Source organism: Sphingobacterium sp. FBM7-1 (assembly GCF_020687765.1).
Classification (GTDB): Bacteria; Bacteroidota; Bacteroidia; order Sphingobacteriales; family Sphingobacteriaceae; genus Sphingobacterium.
In genome coordinates this window covers 19,772-42,233 of sequence record NZ_JAJEWJ010000001.1, presented here as the reverse complement: position 1 = coordinate 42,233, position 22,462 = coordinate 19,772, and the positions used below count along the sequence as shown (strand labels likewise).

Below are 22,462 nucleotides of genomic sequence, written 5' to 3'. Positions count from 1 at the left end.
TTTAAATGAGCGAAGAGACAAATTTTCCAAACGGCAATTCAGCGCAGAATACAGAACATCCAGAACACGAATCAAATTCTACTACCATCCCTTTATCGGGCTTGTATGAGAATTGGTTTTTGGATTATGCTTCTTACGTCATCCTGGATCGTGCCGTTCCCCATATCAACGATGGTTTTAAACCGGTACAGCGTCGGATTCTGCATTCGCTGAAGGAGATGGACGACGGGCGCTATAACAAAGCGGCCAATGTCATCGGTAATACGATGAAATACCACCCGCACGGCGACGCCTCTATTGGTGACGCTATGGTGCAGATCGGCCAGAAAGATCTTTTGATCGACTGTCAGGGAAACTGGGGCGATCCCATCACAGGGGATTCTGCAGCGGCGGCGCGTTATATTGAAGGACGTTTGTCTAAGTTCGCTAACGAAGTGGTCTTCAACCCGGATACCACCGAATGGCAATTGAGCTACGATGGCCGGAATAAAGAACCTGTCACCCTACCGGTTAAATTCCCACTCCTATTGGCGCAGGGCGCCGAAGGTATTGCCGTGGGATTGGCGACTAAGATCATGCCCCACAATTTTATCGAGTTGATCGATGCCTCTATACAAGTGCTTCGAGGGGAGCGTCCGAATTTGTTACCAGATTTTCCAACCGGTGGATTGGCCGACGTGTCCAATTATAACGAAGGTCGCCGTGGCGGAAAAATCCGGGTGCGTGCCAAAATCGAAGAGCGGGATAAGAAAACTTTGGCCATTACTGAAATCCCTTTCGGAACAACAACGGGTGGTTTGATCGATAGCGTGGTCGCGGCCAACGAAAAGAGTAAAATCAAAATCAAACGTATCGAGGACAATACCGCGGAACATGTGGAAATTATTGTACACCTCGCCCCGGGTATATCGCCCGATGTGACGATTGATGCACTCTATGCGTTCACTGCTTGCGAAACATCTATCTCGCCCAATACCTGTGTCATCATCGATAATAAGCCACACTTTATGAGTGTGAATGATATCCTGATCCAGAATACCAACCAGACCAAAGCGTTGCTAAAAAGGGAATTGGAAATCAAGCTCCATGAGCTGCAGGAAAAGATATTCTTCAGCTCCTTGTTAAAGATTTTCATCCAGGAAGGGATGTACAAACACCCTGACTACGAGAATTCAGGCGATTTTGATACGGTTGTACAGGTATTGGACAGACTCTTCGAACCTTTTTTCGATCAGTTTTATCGCGCCATTACAGCGGAGGATTATAAACGGCTCATCGATAAACCAATGAGTAGCATCACCCGTTTTGATGTAAAAAAGGCCGACGAGCAAATGCGAGCGCTCGAAGATGACATTAAAGTGGTGAAGCGGAACCTTCGTAACCTAACGGAGTATACGATAGACTGGTTTGAGCATTTGCGGAGCAAATATGCGAAAGGACGGGAACGTAAAACGGAGATCCGTATTTTCGACAAGGTAGAGGCCTCCCAAGTGGCCTTAGCCAATGCAAAATTATATGTCAACCGGGAAGAAGGTTTTATCGGTACGGGAATGCGAAAAGATGAATTTGTATCGGAATGTTCGGATATTGACGATATCATTGTCTTTCGGGCGGACGGCAAATATGCGGTCACCAAAGTGCAGGACAAAGTCTTCGTCGGTAAAGATATTATTCACGTCGCCGTGTTCAAAAAAGGCGATGAACGGACAATTTACAATACGATTTATAAGGATGGTACATCCGGCACCAGCTACGTAAAGCGGTTTGCCGTTACGGCGGTAACGCGGGACAAAGAATACGATATTTCTAAAGGCACCAAAGGCTCTAAAGTGCTTTATTTCACGGCTAACCCGAATGGGGAGGCTGAAGTAGTGAACATTCAACTAAAACCACACTCCAAATTGCGGAAGTTGAACTTTGACATCGATTTTGCAGAAATTGCCATCAAAGGAAGAGCATCTCAGGGGAATATTGTTTCCAAATACCCCGTAAAAAAAATTGCTTTCAAAAACGCGGGCGTGTCTACGCTAGCCGGACGCAAGATATGGTTTGACGATGTCCTCCGCCGCCTCAATGCGGACGAACGTGGTCACTATTTAGGAGAATTTGATGGCGACGATAAAATCTTACTGGTGTATCCGGATGGTTCTTACGAGTTCTCTAGTTTCGACCTCAGTAACCATTTCGATAGCAATGTGCTGCGGATGGAGAAGTTTGCTCCGGAACATGTGTATACGGCAATTCATCAAGATGGTAAATCGGGAACCTATTATGTGAAACGGTTTAAATTTGACGATCAGCCGCTGGGTAAACGGGTATCGTTCATTAACGATACGCCTGGCTCCAAACTCCTTATATTGACCAACGGTCTGGAGCCGGTGGTTCGGGTAGACCTGCTTAAAGGTAAATCACAGACACCCGAAACGCTGGAACAACCGCTCAACGAAATTATCGATATCAAAGGTATGCGTGCACAGGGAAACCGGCTTTCTTTCCATACGGTTAAAAGAGTGAAGTTGATTACGCAAGACGTGGATTTGACCGAGGTGATGCCGGCGGCAGAATCCCCTTCCTCCGACGATGACCGGAATACGGCAAACACGGAAGATACAGTGATCGATCAGCCAGCCGTGCAGGAGGAGGACCAAGCCGAAACGAAGCCGTCAGCTACGCAGACGGATGCGGATATTAGTCTCGAGATTACCAATCCAGATGATATTAATCTCAACGACTCGGGACAGACATCGTTGTTTTAATTTTTTTTATTTTCTTATCATACGTCAATGCATAATGCTTATTTTGGGTTGATATTTGTATTGTTCAAAAGGATTAAAGTTTAAATAAAAAAAGGAAATAAGATTATGGCAACATGGAGTTTAGACAAAGCGCATAGCGAGATAGAATTTAAAGTAAAACACATGATGATTTCAAACGTCAAAGGGTATTTTCACGACTTTGATGTTACGGTTGATGGAAAAGCGGAAGATTTATCGCAAGCTACGGTAGATGTGGCAATTAAAACGGCTTCTATCAATACGAAAAGTGAATCGCGGGACGAACACTTAAAAAGTGTGGATTTCTTTAATACAGATGCCTATCCTACGATTCGTTTCAAAACGACGAAAATCGAAAAGACTGCTGATGACGAATACAAATTAACAGGTGATTTGACGGTAAAAGACGTTACCAAACCTGCTACGTTTGTTGCCGAATTCGGTGGCTTGGCGAAAGATCCTTGGGGAAATCAAAAAGTGGGCTATACGATAAATGGTAAGATTAATCGTCAAGATTTTGGCTTGACCTGGAACGCAGCGTTAGAAACAGGTGGGGTTATGGTAAGCGAGGATGTTAAATTCCACGCGGATGTCCAGTTTGTACTTTCGTAAAAAACGAACAACATCTATAAACAAAAAGAGACGTGCTGTGGCACGTCTCTTTTTGTTTATAGATGTTCTGTATAATGCAATTTTCGGATCCCTCGCTCCAATTCCGACCGCTCGCTATCCGATAGTATAAGCGGGCGCTTTATCGCTTCCTGAAGATCATCTAACTGCGCGAGCGTGCGCACGCCTACGGCGGCGACATCGACTGCGGAATGATTAAGCACGTAGGCTAACAAGAGCTGCGATTTACTGACGGCAAGGCTATCCGCCAATTTTTCGACATTCCGCTGAGCGTGTCCTACTTCTCCGGAGGTTAGTTGCAGAAAATTTTTCACGGGCTTATCGATCAACAAACCCTGTGTCAGCGCTCCCCGGCTGATCACCGAAATCTTTTTTTCGCACAAAAGTGGAAAAACAACTTCAGGCCGCCTGTCCAGCAGATTGTACTGCATCATCACACTCACGATATTCGATTTTTCCGCATATGTTCGGATCACATTCGGACGTATAGAAGAAAGGCCATAGTAACGGATCTTTCCTGCTTTCACCAGCTGCTCGAAGGCTTCAATAATCTCGTCGATCGGATCATCCATCGTGCCGCCATGCAGCTGGTATAAATCGATGTAATCCGTGCGCAACCGAGTTAAGGAGGCTTCCACCGTTTTTATAATATACGGTTTGGAGGCTTTCCAGTCCCAGGTGCTGCCATCGGAACGCCATTGATTGCCCACTTTAGTGGCCAGAATAATTTGCTGACGTATCGGCTCGATAGCCTGACCCACCATATCTTCATTCATGCCGCGTTCATAAAGGTCGGCGGTATCCACATAATTAATGCCTGCTGCTACGGCATGCTGTATCACGTCACTGTTCTGTTTGGTAGCTCCGCCTTTGAGCGACATCGCTCCTAGGCCGACAGGTGCTACCTGCAGTTCGGACTGACCTAATTTTGTTAACGCTACCATCTTTCCTAACTTAAAAAAAACCGTAACAAAACGTCTTTATAAAGGCGCTTCCTGATCTTTAATTCCTATTAATTCAATCTCGAAAATCAGCGCACTATAAGGAGGGATATCGGCTCCTGCGCCCCGCTCTCCGTAACCTAGTTTCGAGGGAATATACAAGCGATATTTTGAACCTGTCGCCATCAACGGAATACCGATTTGCCAGCCTTTAATAACATTACCTAAATCAATATCTAAGGGTGCGCCCCGCTGGTAGGAATCGTCAAAAACTTTCCCATTGGCTAAGCTCCCTTTATAATGTACGGTCACTTCGTCCTCGCTGCTTGGTTTTGCACCGGCCCCTTCTTCGATCACTTCATAATAAAGTCCATCTTCCAGATGCTGTATACCAGCTTTATTTTTGATCGTATCGAAAAACGCCGCTTCCTGCTCTCTAAAAACCTTGGTGCGTTCTTCTGCTGCTTTGGTGAAGGCCAACTGCATAATACGCATGCTTTCTTCGTCGCCGATTAAAGCCTCTTTACCCTGTAGCGCATCGTTGACACCTTGCAAAAAGCTTTCGGACTGGATCGTAATCCCCGTGCGAGACAAGGAGTTGCCCACATCCTTCCCTAAAACATAGGAAACGGTATCTGTGTTGGATTTTAATACTTGTGCCTGTGTTACGGACAATCCCGTGCAGGTCAGGGCCATCATGGCAAAAGCTATTTTTTTACTATTCATGGTGTATGTTTTTCTACGATATTGGTGACAATCTCCCGCGTCATATTGGGATAATCAACCATTACTTTGTTTTTGCTATTGAGCCAAGCCTCGATCGCATAATCAAATTTCTTCTTTAAACTACCGATAACCGGAACGCCCATCTGCTCCAAGGCTGCTGCATTTAAATGTTGTTCATATTGATTTTTCATCGGAATGACCAACAGTTTCTTTTGCAAAAACAGGGCTTCTGCCGGCGTTTCAAATCCAGCTCCGCACAGCACGCCAGAAGCGTTTGCCATACTGTTTACAAAGGTATCGCTCTGGATAGGATTAATGGTAACATTTTTAACGGTAAACTTACTTTTATTATGTTTCGAATAAACATCCCAATGCACATCGGGAAACTTTGATAAGTTTTTCAATAAATGGGCATCGTCGTACGAAGGTAGATACACGGTGTAATGTCCTTGATCTTTGGGATCGAGCTGACGGACCGACTCTCGGATTACCGGCGTGTAAATGTGGTCGTTATACGTTTTAAAATGAAAACCGTACGAGGTGCTGGCAGGTGCATAATTCTTCATAATAAACTTGCCCAGCATATCGGTTTCTTCGGGCTTCGGACTGGTAGGATGCAGTGCGGCGATCTGATGGCTTAGCCCAATACAGGGGATATCCCGTGTTTGGCAGGCCCAAGCCGAAATCGGTTCGAAATCATTGATAATCAAATCGTATTTTTCCACCGGCAGCGTATTGATCTCTTTAATAAACCGTCGAACGGTCGAGCTCATAAAGGTCCGCCAGAGGTCAACACCGCCCGATTTTCCAAAAATAAAGCTCAAACCGTGCAAACGATATTTAACCGGAAATGGCAATTCTATATCGGCCTGAATGCCGCTCACCAGCACATCTACTTCGCCCAAAGTCTGTAATATCGGGATGATGTCCAACGCCCTACATAGATGGCCGTTTCCAGTCCCTTGCACGCCGTACAATATTTTCATCTTCTAATCTCTATCTCGCCCAAAGTACTAAATTTCCATTAATTAGTGAATGAATAGCCAATATTTAATGAAAAATTATTAGCTTTATAACAAACCATCTATACAAGTGAATTATGTACAGCACATATCGTTATCTATTGGGCATGTTCCTGATCGCATTGTTCAGTTCATGGGGATTCTATGCCCACAAAAAAATCAATCATGTCGCCGTATTTCCTTTGCCCGCTCCGTTAGCAGCTTTCTACAAAAAACACATTGATATCATTTCCGAAAAAGCGGTAGACGCGGATAAAAGATGTTATGTTGACTCGCTGGAATCTCCCCGGCATTTTATTGATGTGGAAGAATATGAAGGCGGCCATGTGGATTCCATTCCTATACATTGGAGCCAAGCGACCGCAAAATTCGAAGAACGTAAATTGCTTGCTAATGGCATCGTGCCTTGGCAGATCTATTTTACTTACCAAAAGTTAGTCAAGGCGTTCCGAGAAAAGAATACAGAAGCGGTAATTCGCCATTCGGCCGACCTGGGTCATTACGTGTCGGACGCGCATGTGCCGCTCCATACCACACGGAATTATAATGGACAGCTGACCGGACAAATCGGTATTCACGCATTTTGGGAAAGTAGGTTGCCTGAAATGTTTGCCGATGCGTATAATCTATTCGTCGGAAAAGCTGTTTATCTCCACAGCCCGCTCGACTCGGCCTGGACCATCGTGCGTGAAAGCAATGCGCTTGTCGACTCTGTTTTACTATTGGAAAAGGAACTTTCTGTAACCTTTCCGAAGCCGCTCCAGCGAAGTTATATTACCCGGAACAATATCCTGATTTCCACCTATTCGGATGCCTATGCAAGTGCATACCACACACGTATGCAGGGCATGGTAGAAGATCGGATGCGAAAATCCATCCTGCGTACCAGCTCTTTCTGGTTTTCAGCCTGGGTGGATGCCGGGCAGCCTGTATTGGACCCACGAGATATGCCAAGCAAACAAGAAGATAGTATGCCGATTGAAAACCGGGAGATCATAGGCCGGCCGGAGTGGCATTAGATTGTTTTCATCACTGCTCTCCGCAGTACCTCCAACGACTGTTCTATTTCCGTTTCATTTAAATGGCCGAACCCGAGACGCATGGCAGATCGAATATTGTTTTGGTATAATATATTCTTGGGGATAAATAAGTCTCCTTGCCGGCATTTATTGGCGAGTTGAAAAAGAGAAAAACCCGGGGTCCACGCCGTCCATAACGCTAGGCCACCGGCAGGTTTTTGAAACTTGACGAGTCCGTCGAAACGAGTTTCCAAAATTTCACAGAACAGATCCCGACGCTCGCGGTATACCTTCAGCGATTTTTTGAGATGCCGGTGCACCTCCCCTTCTTCGATCATCTCTCCTAATGCCTGTTCCATAATCACGTCTCCTTGCCGGTCGATAATAGCCAGGTATTTACGCATCTCCGCAATGAAGTTATCCGGAGCGACCACAAAACCAGTTTGAAAGGCCGGTGCGAGTGTTTTGCCAAAAGCGCCTACATAGACCACCATGCCATCGATATCGCCACTCGCCAATGGCATCACGGCCGTCTGTTCGTACTGGAAATCGTAGTCGTAGTCGTCCTCCACGATAACAAAGCCGTATTCCCGCGCCAACTGCAACAACGAGATTCGTCTTTGGGCCGAGAGGGTGACGGTCGTGGGATAGTGATGGTGGGGCGTTACGTACACCATACGAATTTGTCCCGGTTGGAAGTGTGTCCGGATGTAATCCACGTCAATACCATTTTCATCTAAAGGGATCGTACGTACCTTGGCACCTGTTTGTTGAAAAACCATGTTGGCCGAAAACATACTCAAATCACCGACTAAAACCTGATCACCTTTCGAAAGCAAGATTTGCGAAATAATATATAAACTCATTTCCACACTGCGCGTGATGAGTAAGTTATTTTTAGAAATATGCAGGCCCCTTGAAAAATTCAAATAGTTGCTCAATTGCTCCCTAAAATATTCACTTCCTTCCATATTATGCCCCGTAAGACGTTTCAAGTTGTGCTTACGTTTCATTGACGCACTATACCAGCGGGAAAGGTTCTGCATTTGTGTGAGCCGTATGTCTGGTTGCCCATCGTTAAAAACCAACTGGTTCTTGGAGAATTCAAAAGGATTATTCAGAATTGTCGATTGTCTAAAGGTAAATCCGGTCGAGGTGGGATATTTTGCTAGTGAAACCAATTTTTCATAAGGTTTATCCATTTTCACCTGATGCGATTGATTGACCACGAACGTACCCTTGTTCGGCCGCACCTCCACCCATCCCTGCGCTTCGAGTTCGTCATATATCGCAATAATCGTTTTGCGATGCACTTGCAACACTTCGCTTAGTGCTCTCGTTCCCGGAAGCTTCATACCCACTAATAGATATCCACGCTGAATAGCATTAATCATCTGTTGGGAAACCTGTAAATATATAGGCTGTGCCGATGTTCGGTCAATAAACACAAAACTGGAGAACAAATCTAAAACCGGACTACTCATCTTATTAAAATTGGAACCTTACAACAATCCGGAAAGATAATACTTTTGCCGCATGAAATTCATAAACAATCACCAGATTTTATTAGCCGTAGCATTTTTGCCGTTGTGGGGACACACGCAAGAAGCAAAACAAGACAGTATTCAGGAAGTGACCGTTCATGCAAACCGATTACAGATTCCTTTCAGTAAAGACAATAGAAATGTCGAGATTTTGAGTGCAGCGCAAATTAAACAACTACCTGTCAAAAATTTGAACGAAGTACTCGGACTCTTAAATGGTGTCGATTTGCGACAACGTGGTCCTTTCGGTGCCCAAGCGGATGTAAGTATTGATGGGGGGAGTTTTGAACAAACGCTGATATTGGTCAATGGAGCAAAGGTTTCTGATTCGCAAACTGCCCATCATAGCCTGAATCTGCCTATTCCTTTAGATGCTATCGAAAGAATAGAGGTACTTCGGGGTGCAGCGGCACGCATTTATGGTGTCAATGCTTTAACTGGAGCAATCAACATCATTACCAAGACAGTAGACAAAACTTCGATCCAAGCCAACGTATATACGGGAAGTTCGTTTAAAAACAGAGACGAAGAGGCCAAAGACGGCATTTATTATCATGCCGGTACGCAAATCGGTGCAAGTTGGTTTAATGACAAACACCAACATCAGGTTTACTATAACAAAGAAAAATCCAACGGACAGCGCTACAATACGGCATCCCAAAACGATAAAATATTTTATCAAGGGAATCTCGCGATAAATAACGATAATGAGGTAGAATGGTTAGGCAGCTATATGTATAACCGTTTCGGGGCTAATGGCTTTTATGCGGCTCCAGGTGATCGGGAGTCTGAAGAAATTGTAGAAACCGTATTTGCTTCCTTAAGCTCCAAACATCAACTTTCCGACCGTTTCTATCTTAGCCCGCGCATAACCAACCGTTATAACGAAGATGATTACCGTTATTTTAAGCATAACCTTTCCTCCGCACGTTCACGGCATTATACCAACGCGTTCTCTATGGAGCTGAACAGTCGATATCACACCACATTCGGAGATTTTGGTTTGGGTTTGGAATCCCGTCTCGACCGTATCGCAAGTTCTAATATGGGTGTTCACAACCGAAACAACCACGGTGCTTACGCCGAATTTAGAACCGAACAGCTAAAAAACCTGACGGTCAATGCAGGTGCATATATAAACTATAACACACAGTATGGCTGGCAGGTTTATCCCGGTATCGACTTAGGGTACAGCATCACACCGACATGGAAACTGGTGTTCAACACCGGGTCAAGTCAGCGTATCCCCTCGTTTACAGATCTTTATTTAAACCAACGCCCGGGAAATATCGGCAATCCGGACTTATTTTCGGAAGATGCCTGGCAAACTGAAGGCGCGATTAAATTCCAAAGCACAAATTTTATTGCACATGGAGGATATTTTTATCGGAACATCCGAGATTTTATCGATTGGATAAAAACGGATGTAAACGATCCTTACCAACCATTTAATATCGGTAAAAACAAAGTACACGGGATAAATACTAATTTTCTATATACGTTTCAAGTAAACAATATACGTTATCGAGTCAATCTAGGATACAACTACCTAGATGCCTCCCTGGAGCAAACAGAGGGGATTATATCCAAATACAGTTTGGAAAATCTAAAACACCAGGGAAAACTACTCCTCATGGCAAACAATAGGATTTGGAATGCTTCTATAGCTAATCGCTTCCATCAGCGCATATCAGATAAATCCTATTTCTTAACGGATTTACGAATTGGATATAGCTTTCCGTTTCTTTCGATGTATGTAGATGCACAAAATATTTTTGATATCACGTATATCGAAACGAGTGCCATCCCTATGCCCGGAAGGTGGTATAGTTTTGGGGTAAAATATCAGTGGAGCAGGTAATGCTCCACATCTTTCACCGACGATAAAGGGGCTTTCGCCTATTTTAACGACTTATTAACCTGATTTCGCTCTTATTTCCATCTGATTCGTCGTTAATTTGTTGTTAGATAACGAAGAACAAAGCGACAACCCTGCTTGTTATGCTTTATATTGAACATTAAAAACGAATATTATGTCACTAAAAGAAACATTCATCGTAAACGGTGAGAACCTGTTAAAGAAAATCAAAGAGATTATCGCGGAAGGCAATGTAACAAAAATCAGTATATCGGATAAGTCTGGAAAGGAAATTATGAGCTTCCCCGTTACTATTGGTGTTGTAGGTGTTGTATTTGCACCGATATTTGCGGCAATAGGTGCGCTGGCAGCACTGTTGACAGAGTGCAAAATCACGGTAGAGAAACGGAAGGACGACGACATCCCACCTTCGAACGATTCCTTAACAGAAGGCCCGTTGTAAAAAGGCCAAACATAATATAGAGAAGTAGGCCGCTAAAACTATTTGTCGATTAACATGTTATTATTTAACAAAAGACAGAATAGTTATGGCGTCATTATTTCAATACAGTATACAGGTTGCTGACAGTCCTTATTGGGCATTTGCGGTCCATGACGGGCATCAGGTAGATTCGATCGCAGAGCAATTTATTCTGTTAGATGAAACGCAAAGGCTTAGGGAGGAAGATCCTTATACGGCCTCCATATCGGAACTACCGGTGAACCGACTTGTTGTCGGGACTTCCCGCTTTCAATTGGACGTGAATCGAAAGGAAGAAGACGCGGTATACCTCCGACCAGAACAGGCTTGGGGGTTAACTGTGTGGAAAGATACGTTGCCCTCCACAGTGTTAGAACAGCTTTATGAAGATTATCGGGATTTCTACCGACAAATCGATCGTTATATCCAGCAGACAATCGAGCAACATGGTTTTTTTATCGTTTTTGACGTACATACCTATAATGCCCAACGCATTAGCGAAGAGGAACCGGTGGATAAACACGCCAACCCACAGATAAACTTGGGTACCCAATACAACCAAGAACGATGGAGGCCGGTAGTCGACCGTTTTGTGGAAAGCGTGCGGAATCAGCAGCTTTTAGGTGACCCAATTGATATCCGTGAAAACGTAAAATTTAAAGGAGGCAACCTCGCCCAACATATACTCCATAAATTCGGTGCCCATGGCTGTGTACTCTCCATAGAGTTCCGAAAAGATTTCATGAATGAATGGACCGGCCAGCCTTATCAGCCTGCTATCCTGGCCTACAAACAGTTACTGCTCCATGTCTTAAAAGATTTGCAAAACTTAACGATATATGGAGTTTAAAGATAAGATATTGCCGCAATTAATACGGGCAATTAAAAGTGGAGCACCGATACATAAACAGATTCCTAATAAGGGAAAAATTGTTTTTAACAAGATCGTCCCTTATTTATTTATATACCGCATTCCTCCTACCGGCAAAGATCGGGTATTATCCGAACTGGCAAAGTCGGAAGCAGCAAGTATTATTTTTTCTCCGGGAGACGACGACGATCAGGTCAGTCGTTGGATTCCTCAATTGGCAGCGACATTAGCCAATGAGTTTGGCACTTGCTTACTCATTGAAGTCTGGAATGCGCCGGAAGAACAGACGGCTGACATGGCTATTCATCTTTCCCAAAAAAATGCGCTTGTATTGGCAGAGTATCTAAAAAAAAATATAGAGACCGAAGCGCCCGATTTGCATATCGAACTCCAAAAAGAAACGAAGTTGCCTCGGCCTCCGCGCTGTCCGCTTTTGGTCAACACAGAGGACACGAAAAGTAATATTGTTTTGACGTTGGGTATCTCCGTCCGGAAAAGGTATGAGACGCTCGACGGCACTTTCCTTCCCTTATTGGCGAGGGTCTTTCGGGAATCACTGGCAAAGGGTCTTTCAAGACTATTTTTTGAATTCGTACGGCTTTATACGACGGCGCAGGCGGCGCATTTTAAAATGAAAGGGCAGGAAAAACTCCACGAAGAGATATACGATATTGACCGTGCGCTGGCGAAAGAGAGTCAAAAGTTTGATTTTTTGTTATTGACCACGCCGACTAACTCGCACGAGGCATGGTTACAGTTTAAAAAAGATAAATTTCGAAAAACGCCGGTGTTCCATTACCGTCCGATTCCGATTGATCCGGATATCGTGAAGAGAAACCTCTATAATCTGCGTATTGAAGATATCTACGACCCCACTATCGCCTATCTTTTTAGAGATAAGCGTCGGGAGTTGGACGATATGATGACTATGTTGGCCTCTCGAGGTACCTCGGACTTCAAATATGGAAGCTTGATGGTCTTCGGGAACGTAGATGAACGGCTCTATGAACTGGCGAAAGCGGTGCTTACGGTCATCGACAACATCGCACAGCCAGAACGACAGGTGCCGGAAGAGGAGTATTTAGACGCACAGAGCTTCGCCAAGTTGGCGGAGGAGGAAATGGCTTTCCTGCAGCGCCAATCGCCTGGATTCAAAACGAGTGTACGGGTACGTGACGATATCGCAGGGGTTATGGTAAACCATGGTGTCTTGAATATTAGTAAACAATACCGGATCAGTCAAAAGCGTGCACGCGCCTTGATTCAGCATGAAGTGGGCACGCATATCGTTACGTATTTTAACGGCAAAGAACAGCCTTTCAGCTTTTTTCGCTTGGGTGTTCCCGGATACGAGCAATTGCAGGAAGGGCTTGCCGTACTGGCTGAATTTTTGGTGGGCGGACTGACGAATGAGCGTTTACGAATCTTGGCAGGTCGCGTCATTGCTGTGCGCCACATGCTGCTCGGCTACTCGTTTGTGGAAACATTTACTATGCTACACGAAGAATATGCTTTTGGTACCAATACAGCCTTTACAATGACCATGCGCGTATATCGCTCGGGAGGGCTCACAAAGGATACCGCCTATTTACAAGGATTCAAAGAAATTATTCAATACATTCAGCAGGGTAAAAACCTCAACCTGCTTATGATCGGCAAGATTCGAGAGGACTATCTGCCTATCGTGCATGATTTGATCCAACGTGGGGTATTGAGACAGCCACGTATTACGCCGCGCTACCTACAAGAACCTTATACCGAAAAACTTAAAGATTTAAATCAATTTGCCAGCATTTTTAAAATGATTAATTACTAGTATTATATTAAATATATGAACATCGCATTCTTAATCAATCAGACACATAAGGAGGAACCCGCATTTACGACGACTGTACTTGCTTTAAAAGCGCACAAGCGCGGGCATACTATATTTTATATAGGTCTTGCCGACTTCACCTACCACAACGAGCATAATATAGGGGCTCATTGTCGCGTCGTCGATCCTTCGGAAAACATCGAAAATCAGGAACAGTTTTTAGAAAAGGTGCGTAATAAAGAGAAGCAATATATAGATGCTTCTCAAATGGACGTGCTGTGGCTACGTTATGATCCTGTACTCGACATGATTAACAGACCTTGGGCATCGCCGACGGCATTGCAATTCGCGCAACTTATCAAACGGCAGGGTACTTGGGTCATCAACGATCCGGACAAATTAGTGGAAGCAACCAATAAACTCTATCTGGAGTATTTTCCGAAACAAATCCGTCCAAAAACGATGATCACCCGGTCCTATCAGGACGTTGTCGATTTTTTGGAGAAACAGGACCATCAGATTATATTAAAACCGCTAACGGGGTCTGGTGGGAAAAATGTTTTCCTAGTGAAAAAAGATGAACGACATAACTTGAAACAAACCGTAGAGGTGATTACAAGAGATGGTTATCTGCTGGCGCAAGAATACTTACCGGAGGCTGCAAATGGCGATATCCGCTTTTTTCTATTAGACGGCGACCCCGTCATTATTGATGGTAAATATGCTTCTGTTAATCGCATACAAAAAAAAGGTGATATCCGGAGCAACATTCATCAAGGCGGAAGCGCAGAACCGGCCGATATTAATGATACTATTTTAGCAACGGTATCCCAAGTGACCGAAAAATTGAAAGAAGACGGAATGTATTTTGTTGGTCTAGATATCGTCGGAGACAAGATAATGGAAATCAATGTTTTCAGTCCAGGCGGACTTAATCTCGCATCTACCTTAAATAACGTTGATTATTTCAATCTCGTGCTTGATCATATTGAAAAACGGGTAGCAGAACGAATGTAATAAAAAAAACACGTCATAAGGTCGCTTCACCTTATGACGTGTTTTTTTATCTAATTTAAAATAATAACTTCTACACGACGGTTCTGCTGGCGACCTTCTGGCGTTTTATTATCAGCGACCGGAGCAGATTGCCCTAAGCCCTTTGTAGAAATACGCGACGAGGCTACACCGGCATCTTCCAAAAACTTCTTTACCGACGCTGCTCTTTTTTCAGATAACCATTGATTGTATTCAGCCGTACCCGTTGCGTCGGTATGGCCTTCTACGCGAACCTCTCTAGCGGAATCATTGGTCAATAGTTTAGACAACTTGCTCAATTCGACTTTTGCTTTGTCCGTTAGATAAGAGGAATTTGTCGGAAAAAGTAAATCGGAGGATAAGGTGAATTTAATCCCCTCATCGGTGCGGGTTGCATCTTTAAACTCCCCTTTTACATTTTTCAAACCGTCGTCCGTACCATCTTTAGATACAACAGCACCGGGATTGACCATAATCGCCTGTTGTTTACAAGATGTTGTCCCTAAAGCAACGATAATAGAAAACGCTACAGTACCTAGATATTTCATGAAATTTGCTTTTTAAGTATCTCTGTAAAGATAGTAATTTTCATCTTAAACGACATGCTTCCCTTTTATTTATCTGGGCCGAATAACTTTGTGAATAGGGCCTTGATTTCGGGGATCTCTTTATATAGATTCCAGATCAGCCCGCTACGTGCATTTTCAATCGACACGGTGATCGCTGCCTGATTGGTCGCAAAATACTCATCCGATACATCATTGTTACGTAAATCAAGCCATGCGCGAAATCCATACTCTGTAAAAAAGTTCTCCCCATAGTTATGGTACAATGCCAACACTGCCTTTTCCCCTTCATCCTTTAGTATAAACATGGAGGACGGCCCAATCGCCGGATTAATACGATAGTTTCCGATACTGTCCATACGTTGATAGAAACCCCACACGTCGGAATCGGTGGAGCCCACTCCTATTTCATTATCCTGTCGTTTGCGTACTTGTATATAATTCCGAATAGCTTCTTCGTAATTGACTTTACCGTCGCGCAATAGACTCGGGTCTATGGTGAAAAATGGTTTGTATAAATCCAGTAAGGTAGATCCAGAAAAGCCAAAAGGAAGGTGCTCGCCGTACATAATGGTATCTTGAAAAATGGAAACCCGGGTAGCCATATAATCCGGCCTATGTTGAAGGGGATTAATCGCGTACCGGAAAGTTCGCATAAGTGTAGCCACCGTATCTCGAGCGAGACTGTCCATCTTATTGTAGGCGGAGGAATAAGCTAAATCGATATTTTTAATTCCATTTTCGTAAGCTGACAGTGGAATGGCGTGTTTTGGAGAACTCATAGCCAGTAAATAGGCGTTCATGGATTCGTTTATTCCGCCCAATGTAGGGTAGTGATAAGTGGAATCCGCCACCGATATCTTTTCGACCAGTACATCATCATATCCCGGTGCAACTAATTCATTCCATTTAATATTTTCCCAAAGAGCGGTGATCCGTTTTCGTAAATCTGTTTCTGCTTCCTCTTCCTTCGAAAAATATTGACGTGCGACCAATAGTGCTTCTATAATCGATGAAGTAGCTAGGATATCGTACGTGGATTCGTTGTTTCGATGCTCTGGCAAACCTGTGCGTCCGTCAAAATAAGCAGGAAAAACACCTAAATGACTTTGTGCTTTCGCTAGGAAATAGACCATCCGGGAAATGCGTCCAACGGCTAACGATCGGTTTATACGCTCTTTTTCTACCCCCACGATAAGACTCAAAATGGCGTTTCCGCTTTCTTTTACAGAAACCACGGCCCGTTCTTTCAGTCGAAATGGAAGATACATACCACTGTTGATATCGTAATTTTCTACGAAATAATTGACGTGGGCACTTTGGACCAGATCCAGCATCTCTGCCTTTTCGAGTTCTTTTGTTTTCACTTCCTTGATTTCGGAGAATGGAGATTCTTCGTAATTATAGTCTACCCAAGTAATCTTATAGTAATAGGTTTTATTCACCTCAGGCACGTAATCTAGACAGCCCTGCATAGATACGGGGCGAATTCCAACTGGCTGGAAATTTTCTTTATCTTCAGATCGGTATATTTTAATATAACGAATGGATGGTGTCAGTGGCAATTGCCACTGCAAACGGACTTGCTTATCATAAGCGGTGATACCCGATAATATCGCTGGGGAGGACAGTTTCACTTGGGAAACATCTTTCGTCAGAAATTCTACTTGGTCGATAAAGAGGGAGTGCATATCCGTGCTTGCACCGTTTTGAGCGAAACGCATAGCTGTAATAGGTTCTTTGACATGTAAATTCCGGAAGTCCGCTATCGGAATACGCACATCTATCCATTTATCATATGTTATTTTTTTAATATACGAAGCGAGCTTCAGCGGATTTGTCTCTGTTTCCTTTTGCTGAATACTGATCGTAGGTAGCTGCTCTTCTTTTGTATTTTTAGATTGGATATACAATTTAATCACCAGAAAGTCGGTACGCTCCACCTGATAATTGAGCTTTTGTCGGCTATATTGTAAATCAACTTGCCAATCACCGTCCGGGGCAGACTTATAGCGTAAAGAAAGCGCATTCCCCGGTGTAAAAAAGAGCGTATCGGACACCAAGAGGTGACGATTTAAATTTTCTACCCAGGAGCGCCCCTCATAGCTTACTTTACTTTTAGCATAAACGCCTTTCACCAAACTATTGTCGAAAACAACTTCGGGATAGGTATCGGCTTTTACCCGCTGCCAGGTTCCTATCGTCATCACGGTGAATATCAAAAAAAATAAATAGAACTGCTTCATAACAAATATCGATCTTCGGCAAAAATAAGCAAATATTGCACCATTTAACTAATGGGGCCTATTGAAAAGAACAGAGTAAGAAAAATATTACGCACATTTTTAGACGGTTAGCTTCTACAATATTAAAAAGGATGAAAATAATTTTTGGAATAAGATTTTCTATCTATATTTGCATCGTCGCAAGCGAAAGTAGCTCAGTTGGTAGAGCACAACCTTGCCAAGGTTGGGGTCGCGAGTTCGAATCTCGTCTTTCGCTCAGTTGCCTAGGTGGTGGAACTGGTAGACACGCAGGACTTAAAATCCTGTTCCCGTTAAGGGAGTGCGGGTTCGATTCCCGCCCTAGGTACTTCAAACCCTTGATAACACATTGTTATTCAAGGGTTTTGTTTTTTATAAGGTGTAAAGAAAGTGTAAAAGTTTGCGAGATATTATTTGAAAAAACTAAATTATAGATAGGTGTTTTGTAACATAGAAAATATGGGTTCAAATACCTCCGACTCCACAATTAGCGCTGATAATAAATCAGTTACAAAATTTACACCACAAAACGCACCACCTTTTAGATGGTGCGTTTTTATTTTGTGATATTTTTATTGGTTGTAACAACATTTTAGTTAATTAACTAATTAATGGAAGCTTCACTCCTAACTTATATACCTTATGATAAACCTTAATTGGTTCTCTTTTATCAATTATATTTACTAAAGTAAAATCATCAGTTCCATTTTTGATATCAGGATAAATAATCAAACAATCAACATTGCTATCATCTGTAACATTAAGTTTATCACGAACTTTATTTAATCGTGCATAACCAGCTACCTGTCTAATATCTTGATGTAAGTGACTATTTTGGTAATGAAGTTTATATTTTGCATCGATGACCATCTGATAACCATCCTTAGAAACCAAAATATCCAACGCGTTACCATAAGTTGAAAATTGATATAATATGTCACGCTTTGAATCAGGATTGTCCTCAATCATTTTACTGAAAACATACATTTCAAATAGTCTAGGCATATCAATCCAAAAAGGTGGTGTAGCGACCTTTTCCGAAGAAGTCTTCGTAATATTAAAGGCAAATCTTTTTAAAATATGATTACCGATATGAATTGCCTCTTTGTAATCTTTGTAAAATGGATTATGTTTTATTTGATTTAATTCATTTTCACTAACATCATCAGATATTAATTCAAATGCTGGTCTACAATATCTTATTGTTTCCTGTAGTACTTTGTAATTTTAGGATAGAAGAACTTTATGATTTTCTACATAACTAATAACAAATCGGAGAACTTTCTTCAAAAAACGATTTTCAATATGATCTTCACCAAATACCTGATATTTACAATATGTAGCTGTAAAACGATTTTTATAAATATTTTGTTTAATATGTTGACCAACTAGAATTTTGCCTTTAATACGATTATTAAGATTTTCTTGAACTTTATAATAATTTTTCTTTAAACCCTTTCGGACAATAGATTTCAATGTTTGCAGAAAACGAACGATCAAAAATGGAGTCAGTCTATCATCTTTTTGATCAATTGGAATTTGTTCTACATCCCAATCAATTTGAACTAAATCTTTAACTTCTACATTACTTTCACGAACAGATGTTACTTTTAATAACATCTTTAAATAATGTATCCGCCCTATGAACTACATATTTGATTTGTCAATAATTTGCTTATAGTTCTGCGGATACAGATCTTTGATATTTTTGTGGTTTATGGATGCTATGTTCAGTAGGGTATGTTTTAACCACTGGTACGGGTTCACCTCATGCTTTTTACAGATGGCCAAGAACGAGTATATCATTGCCGATCGCTGTGCGGCTTCATGGCTGCCGGCGAAGAGCCAGTTCTTGCGACCGAGGGCGACAGGTCTGATAGCATTCTCGACCAGATTATTGTCTATCTGCAGATTTCCGTCGTTCAGATAAGCCGAAAGCGCATCCCATCTGGCATACGCATATGCCATGGCTTTACCGATCTGGCTCTTTGGCAAGGTATTTTTTATCTCCTCAAAGATCCACTTGCCCATCTCGTTGATGATATCCAGCGATTCTTTTAGACGAAGTTCCTTGATCTGCTGGGGTGATAGGTTTTCTTCTTTTGCCTTACGCTCGATGTTATAAAGCCCCTGTATCATCAGCAGTGCCTTTTCAGCCCTTGGACGGTCATTCTGCAGTGCTTTCTCGAACTCACGACGTGCATGTGCCCAGCAGGCCAGATGGGTGATACCTTTCTTTTTGCCATATTTATCATAGGCGGGATATCCATCCGTCTGCAGATAACCCTTAAAGTTATCCAGCATGGATTTAGGCACGTGGCCACCACGTGAAGGATTATAGTCAAACAGTACGGTCCTGTCCAATGGGCAGTGGTATACCCAATACCACCCCTGATGGGCAGCGCCTTTTTTATCGCTGTCGAGTACTTTTATGGGCGTCTCGTCAGCCTGCAGGTAACCTTTTGCTTTTGTATCGAAGGCGAGCTGTTCATACAACGGCTCGAGTTTGATCAGTGCCTCCTTTGTCCAGCCTTCGATCGTTGAGGAGGCGATCTGTATGTTTTCTCTGGCGAAGATCTGCTTCTGTCGGTACAGCGGGAGATGGTCCATATATTTCCCCGTCAATATCATCGCCAACAGGCCTGCTCCGGGGATACCTCTTTCGATGACACGTTCGGGAAGCTCGCCGATCTTAACGCCATCTCCATTTTTAGGCGTGTATTTATAACGGATATAGCGTTTGATATAGAACTTTGCCGGTTCGCACTCCAATTCCTCGGTAATCTCCTTCCCGATGCATATCATATCCGTCAGGTCGCCTTCAGGGTAAATATCGATCTCCTGTACGGGAAGGTGTTTAGGCAACTTTGCACGTCCCTTATGGTTGGGACGTTTGCGGGTATATTCGATCTTTTGTTTGATTTCCTCCTGCTGTTGCTCTACTTCTACAGGTGCTGCTTCAAAGGGGAGTTCTCTCTGGTTGGGATCGCCCTGGAAGCGCTCACGCTTCTGGCCGAACTGCATCCGCTTGTACATGGCAAGCTGTGATTTTAGATAATCTATTTCTTCATCACGGCTGGAAACAACCTTCAGAAGGTCTTCTTTCGAGAGGTTTTCCAGCGCTGTTTCCATACCTTAAAGGTATGGTTTTATCTGCACTGTTGCAATCAAAAAAGCTGTTTTTGTGGCAGTGAATAACGTTTTTTCTGTATGCTTTTTACAATCTGGACGCCCTCGATGAGCAATACCAGATCGCTCCATGACAGCTCCCCTTTTTTAAGTGAAGATGTACCAAAAGTACCCTGCTCCAGACGTTTGTAATAAAGAACAAAGCCCCCGTGTTCCCAGTGAAGAAGTTTGATATGGGTACGGCTACGGTTCAGGAACACGAACACCTCGCCACTGGTCGGCCGGCGCTGCATAACCGAAATGACCAGGCCGCATAGGCCGTCAAAACTCTTGCGCATGTCGCAGTGGCCATCATATAAATAAAAACGGTGCGAGGAACCTAGCGAAAACATATCAGTAAAGACGGATCAGCTGGCAAAGTAAACCAAGATCGGTATCTACTTTGATCCGCACACCATTGGGGTAGATAACCTCAACATCGCCTTTTCTGCCGGTCTTATCCATCGCTATAAAGCCGCCGCTGGATGTAGCGTTTTCTTTGCTGCGCGAAAACCAGTAATAAAACGTAGCCTCATTGATCCCATTTTCCTCGCAGTATCGTTTCTTGCTCATACCGCTCTGCTGCCAGTCTGCGATCATGGCAAACATCTGTGTTCTTTTTTCCTCTTTGCTCATCCAGCAAAGCTACCCACCACATAGGAGTATTCATAGACGTAGACCATAGGGCGGATACATATCTTCAGACATATTGACGCCAATATTGGATTGTCGGATAATATGGTCAAGGGGATCAGTAGTCTGCCCGATGGCCGAATCAGTATCCGCACCCAAACCATGCTGAACCTCTATAACGGAGCAACATTTGATTATTTTAGAAAAGGAATCAGTTCTGTATATCAATGGCATTTTAATGGTTACGAGCGTGAGTACATAGATGTCCAAGAGCGTTTATGGATCAAGCAACATCAACAGTTACAATTGTTGGATCTGAAAACGAACCGGTTTGTAGAAGAAATTAGCCAGGTGATGACATCCTATGGTTTTCAAAAAAACTTGTCGACTTTTTTATAGATAAATCAAAAAATCTCTGGTTTCTTGCCGACGACAACGAATTTTCATACTACGATGTTGTAGAAGAAGAGTTGATTGTCTTTCCAAAAATGGATTCGGTGTCGCAAAAGAGGTATGGTGTGCCGCGGCAGATCGAACAAGACGGTGATGACTGTTGGATTCTTTATTCTAAAGGGCTGGTACACGTGCACCTGTCCGATGTGTGCCAGGGCGTCGGCTATACCCTCCTCTGCGTCTACCGATTTATATAAGGCAAGTCCCTGTTCAAAGGCTTCTAAGGATGAAGGATATTGTTTGTTATGGAATTTTGTTTCACCGATTTTAATCCATATCGCTGCCAGTTCCGGCAGCTGTTTTTGTTTTCTGAGCAGGGCCTCGGCCCGGTAGAAATTGTCCAGTGCTTGTAGATAGGCTGCTTGAAAATAGTATAACTCACCTAGTTGTCCGTAGCAGACTGCCGCCTGGTAGTCACGGCCATCGGCTAAAGCGGCTTGTAATGTTCTTCTTATCTGTTTAAATGCCAAATCGGGATTTTCACGCATCGATTCCCGTATGAGCGGTGGAGAAGGAGCATCGTTTTGAGCAAGAAGCACCTTACCTGTACATAAAAAGAACACCGGAAGAAATACATACCTGAATAAAATTGCCATCTTAAATTATAGTCCTATGTGAAATGGAGGTAATAGGGTTAAAAGTAAGATGCTTGTATGATGTT

The 22,462-nt window shown here is 43.2% G+C and carries 19 protein-coding genes, 2 tRNA genes and 1 pseudogene; 11 read left to right on the top strand and 11 right to left on the bottom strand.

What is annotated here, in order from left to right; all coding sequences use genetic code 11:
* The first annotated feature begins 5 nt into the window (after positions 1–5).
* Positions 6–2,756 carry a DNA gyrase/topoisomerase IV subunit A gene (locus LKO28_RS00165; RefSeq protein ID WP_227692466.1) on the top strand — a complete coding sequence of 917 codons (2,751 nt, stop codon included), beginning with the start codon at positions 6–8 and terminating at the stop codon, positions 2,754–2,756.
* Between the two features lie 105 nt (positions 2,757–2,861).
* Positions 2,862–3,386: a YceI family protein gene (locus tag LKO28_RS00160; protein ID WP_227692465.1), complete on the top strand. Its 525-nt coding sequence runs from the start codon at positions 2,862–2,864 to the stop codon at positions 3,384–3,386.
* 56 nt (positions 3,387–3,442) lie between these two features.
* Here the strand turns inward: LKO28_RS00160 and LKO28_RS00155 are convergent, their stop codons facing one another.
* From LKO28_RS00155 to LKO28_RS00145, 3 genes are read right to left on the bottom strand one after another with little or no spacing between them, the layout of a single operon-like run.
* A complete protein-coding gene (locus LKO28_RS00155; RefSeq protein WP_227692464.1) occupies positions 3,443–4,348 on the bottom strand; it encodes an aldo/keto reductase in 906 nt (301 codons plus the stop codon).
* Positions 4,349–4,384: 36 nt separating this feature from the next.
* Positions 4,385–5,071: an FKBP-type peptidyl-prolyl cis-trans isomerase gene (locus tag LKO28_RS00150; protein WP_227692463.1), complete on the bottom strand. Its 687-nt coding sequence runs from the start codon at positions 5,069–5,071 to the stop codon at positions 4,385–4,387.
* Entirely contained in the window at positions 5,068–6,057 is a 990-nt protein-coding gene (locus tag LKO28_RS00145) for a glycosyltransferase family protein (RefSeq protein ID WP_227692462.1), read from the bottom strand. Before LKO28_RS00145 ends, LKO28_RS00150 begins: the two co-directional genes overlap by 4 nt.
* A gap of 113 nt (positions 6,058–6,170) precedes the next feature.
* On the opposite strand from LKO28_RS00145, the gene LKO28_RS00140 reads away from it, so the two are divergent.
* Complete coding sequence (locus tag LKO28_RS00140) at positions 6,171–7,112, top strand: zinc dependent phospholipase C family protein (protein ID WP_227692461.1); 942 nt, start codon at positions 6,171–6,173, stop codon at positions 7,110–7,112.
* On the opposite strand, the gene LKO28_RS00135 is transcribed toward LKO28_RS00140, so the two are convergent.
* Positions 7,109–8,596: a PLP-dependent aminotransferase family protein gene (locus LKO28_RS00135; RefSeq protein ID WP_227692460.1), complete on the bottom strand. Its 1,488-nt coding sequence runs from the start codon at positions 8,594–8,596 to the stop codon at positions 7,109–7,111. The genes LKO28_RS00140 and LKO28_RS00135 overlap by 4 nt on opposite strands.
* Before the next feature lie 52 nt (positions 8,597–8,648).
* Here LKO28_RS00135 and LKO28_RS00130 point away from each other — a divergent pair, with 52 nt between their 5' ends.
* The 5 genes from LKO28_RS00130 (at position 8,649) to LKO28_RS00110 (ending at position 14,699) form a co-directional block, all read left to right on the top strand.
* Positions 8,649–10,517: a TonB-dependent receptor plug domain-containing protein gene (locus LKO28_RS00130; protein ID WP_227692459.1), complete on the top strand. Its 1,869-nt coding sequence runs from the start codon at positions 8,649–8,651 to the stop codon at positions 10,515–10,517.
* 172 nt (positions 10,518–10,689) lie between these two features.
* The gene (locus LKO28_RS00125) at positions 10,690–10,977 is read left to right on the top strand and encodes a DUF4342 domain-containing protein (RefSeq protein WP_227692458.1); all 288 of its coding nucleotides are present in this window, start codon (positions 10,690–10,692) and stop codon (positions 10,975–10,977) included.
* Between the two features lie 85 nt (positions 10,978–11,062).
* The gene (locus LKO28_RS00120) at positions 11,063–11,845 is read left to right on the top strand and encodes an N-formylglutamate amidohydrolase (RefSeq protein ID WP_227692457.1); all 783 of its coding nucleotides are present in this window, start codon (positions 11,063–11,065) and stop codon (positions 11,843–11,845) included.
* Positions 11,835–13,682: a flavohemoglobin expression-modulating QEGLA motif protein gene (locus LKO28_RS00115; protein ID WP_227692456.1), complete on the top strand. Its 1,848-nt coding sequence runs from the start codon at positions 11,835–11,837 to the stop codon at positions 13,680–13,682. The genes LKO28_RS00120 and LKO28_RS00115 overlap by 11 nt, the downstream gene beginning before the upstream one ends.
* A gap of 15 nt (positions 13,683–13,697) precedes the next feature.
* Positions 13,698–14,699 carry a glutathione synthase gene (locus LKO28_RS00110; protein WP_227692455.1) on the top strand — a complete coding sequence of 334 codons (1,002 nt, stop codon included), beginning with the start codon at positions 13,698–13,700 and terminating at the stop codon, positions 14,697–14,699.
* Between the two features lie 50 nt (positions 14,700–14,749).
* Here the strand turns inward: LKO28_RS00110 and LKO28_RS00105 are convergent, their stop codons facing one another.
* A complete protein-coding gene (locus tag LKO28_RS00105) occupies positions 14,750–15,265 on the bottom strand; it encodes an OmpA family protein (protein WP_227692454.1) in 516 nt (171 codons plus the stop codon).
* 65 nt (positions 15,266–15,330) lie between these two features.
* Positions 15,331–17,529, bottom strand: a complete 2,199-nt coding sequence (locus tag LKO28_RS00100) for a glucoamylase family protein (RefSeq protein ID WP_227692453.1) — start codon at positions 17,527–17,529, stop codon at positions 15,331–15,333.
* A 183-nt stretch (positions 17,530–17,712) separates the two neighbouring features.
* On the opposite strand from LKO28_RS00100, the gene LKO28_RS00095 reads away from it, so the two are divergent.
* Positions 17,713–17,785: transfer RNA gene (locus LKO28_RS00095), tRNA-Gly, on the top strand.
* Positions 17,786–17,790: 5 nt separating this feature from the next.
* Positions 17,791–17,875: transfer RNA gene (locus tag LKO28_RS00090), tRNA-Leu, on the top strand.
* Positions 17,876–18,147: 272 nt separating this feature from the next.
* Here LKO28_RS00090 and LKO28_RS00085 read toward each other — a convergent pair.
* From LKO28_RS00085 to tnpA, 4 genes and pseudogenes are all read right to left on the bottom strand, one after another.
* Positions 18,148–19,167 (bottom strand): annotated as a pseudogene (locus tag LKO28_RS00085) (5-methylcytosine restriction system specificity protein McrC).
* Between the two features lie 27 nt (positions 19,168–19,194).
* Positions 19,195–20,679, bottom strand: coding sequence for an IS66 family transposase (gene tnpC, locus LKO28_RS00080; RefSeq protein WP_227692452.1), 1,485 nt, complete (start codon positions 20,677–20,679; stop codon positions 19,195–19,197).
* A 35-nt stretch (positions 20,680–20,714) separates the two neighbouring features.
* Entirely contained in the window at positions 20,715–21,068 is a 354-nt protein-coding gene (gene tnpB / locus LKO28_RS00075) for an IS66 family insertion sequence element accessory protein TnpB (RefSeq protein WP_227692451.1), read from the bottom strand.
* Position 21,069: 1 nt separating this feature from the next.
* The gene (gene tnpA, locus LKO28_RS00070) at positions 21,070–21,351 is read right to left on the bottom strand and encodes an IS66 family insertion sequence element accessory protein TnpA (RefSeq protein WP_227692450.1); all 282 of its coding nucleotides are present in this window, start codon (positions 21,349–21,351) and stop codon (positions 21,070–21,072) included.
* 102 nt (positions 21,352–21,453) lie between these two features.
* On the opposite strand from tnpA, the gene LKO28_RS00065 reads away from it, so the two are divergent.
* Positions 21,454–21,747: a hypothetical protein gene (locus tag LKO28_RS00065; RefSeq protein WP_227692449.1), complete on the top strand. Its 294-nt coding sequence runs from the start codon at positions 21,454–21,456 to the stop codon at positions 21,745–21,747.
* 44 nt (positions 21,748–21,791) lie between these two features.
* On the opposite strand, the gene LKO28_RS00060 is transcribed toward LKO28_RS00065, so the two are convergent.
* On the bottom strand, positions 21,792–22,397 hold the full coding sequence (locus LKO28_RS00060; protein WP_227692448.1) for a tetratricopeptide repeat protein: 606 nt from the start codon (positions 22,395–22,397) through the stop codon (positions 21,792–21,794).
* Positions 22,398–22,462 lie beyond the last annotated feature (65 nt).

What these genes read in the sequence shown, in the direction of transcription:
- LKO28_RS00165 (WP_227692466.1), top strand. Translation starts at nt 6, where the DNA reads ATGAGCGAAGAGACAAATTTTCCAAACGGCAATTCAGCGCAGAATACA.
- LKO28_RS00160 (WP_227692465.1), top strand. Translation starts at nt 2,862, where the DNA reads ATGGCAACATGGAGTTTAGACAAAGCGCATAGCGAGATAGAATTTAAA.
- LKO28_RS00155 (WP_227692464.1), bottom strand. Translation starts at nt 4,348, where the DNA reads ATGGTAGCGTTAACAAAATTAGGTCAGTCCGAACTGCAGGTAGCACCT.
- LKO28_RS00150 (WP_227692463.1), bottom strand. Translation starts at nt 5,071, where the DNA reads ATGAATAGTAAAAAAATAGCTTTTGCCATGATGGCCCTGACCTGCACG.
- LKO28_RS00145 (WP_227692462.1), bottom strand. Translation starts at nt 6,057, where the DNA reads ATGAAAATATTGTACGGCGTGCAAGGGACTGGAAACGGCCATCTATGT.
- LKO28_RS00140 (WP_227692461.1), top strand. Translation starts at nt 6,171, where the DNA reads ATGTACAGCACATATCGTTATCTATTGGGCATGTTCCTGATCGCATTG.
- LKO28_RS00135 (WP_227692460.1), bottom strand. Translation starts at nt 8,596, where the DNA reads ATGAGTAGTCCGGTTTTAGATTTGTTCTCCAGTTTTGTGTTTATTGAC.
- LKO28_RS00130 (WP_227692459.1), top strand. Translation starts at nt 8,649, where the DNA reads ATGAAATTCATAAACAATCACCAGATTTTATTAGCCGTAGCATTTTTG.
- LKO28_RS00125 (WP_227692458.1), top strand. Translation starts at nt 10,690, where the DNA reads ATGTCACTAAAAGAAACATTCATCGTAAACGGTGAGAACCTGTTAAAG.
- LKO28_RS00120 (WP_227692457.1), top strand. Translation starts at nt 11,063, where the DNA reads ATGGCGTCATTATTTCAATACAGTATACAGGTTGCTGACAGTCCTTAT.
- LKO28_RS00115 (WP_227692456.1), top strand. Translation starts at nt 11,835, where the DNA reads ATGGAGTTTAAAGATAAGATATTGCCGCAATTAATACGGGCAATTAAA.
- LKO28_RS00110 (WP_227692455.1), top strand. Translation starts at nt 13,698, where the DNA reads ATGAACATCGCATTCTTAATCAATCAGACACATAAGGAGGAACCCGCA.
- LKO28_RS00105 (WP_227692454.1), bottom strand. Translation starts at nt 15,265, where the DNA reads ATGAAATATCTAGGTACTGTAGCGTTTTCTATTATCGTTGCTTTAGGG.
- LKO28_RS00100 (WP_227692453.1), bottom strand. Translation starts at nt 17,529, where the DNA reads ATGAAGCAGTTCTATTTATTTTTTTTGATATTCACCGTGATGACGATA.
- tnpC (WP_227692452.1), bottom strand. Translation starts at nt 20,679, where the DNA reads ATGGAAACAGCGCTGGAAAACCTCTCGAAAGAAGACCTTCTGAAGGTT.
- tnpB (WP_227692451.1), bottom strand. Translation starts at nt 21,068, where the DNA reads ATGTTTTCGCTAGGTTCCTCGCACCGTTTTTATTTATATGATGGCCAC.
- tnpA (WP_227692450.1), bottom strand. Translation starts at nt 21,351, where the DNA reads ATGAGCAAAGAGGAAAAAAGAACACAGATGTTTGCCATGATCGCAGAC.
- LKO28_RS00065 (WP_227692449.1), top strand. Translation starts at nt 21,454, where the DNA reads ATGGTCAAGGGGATCAGTAGTCTGCCCGATGGCCGAATCAGTATCCGC.
- LKO28_RS00060 (WP_227692448.1), bottom strand. Translation starts at nt 22,397, where the DNA reads ATGGCAATTTTATTCAGGTATGTATTTCTTCCGGTGTTCTTTTTATGT.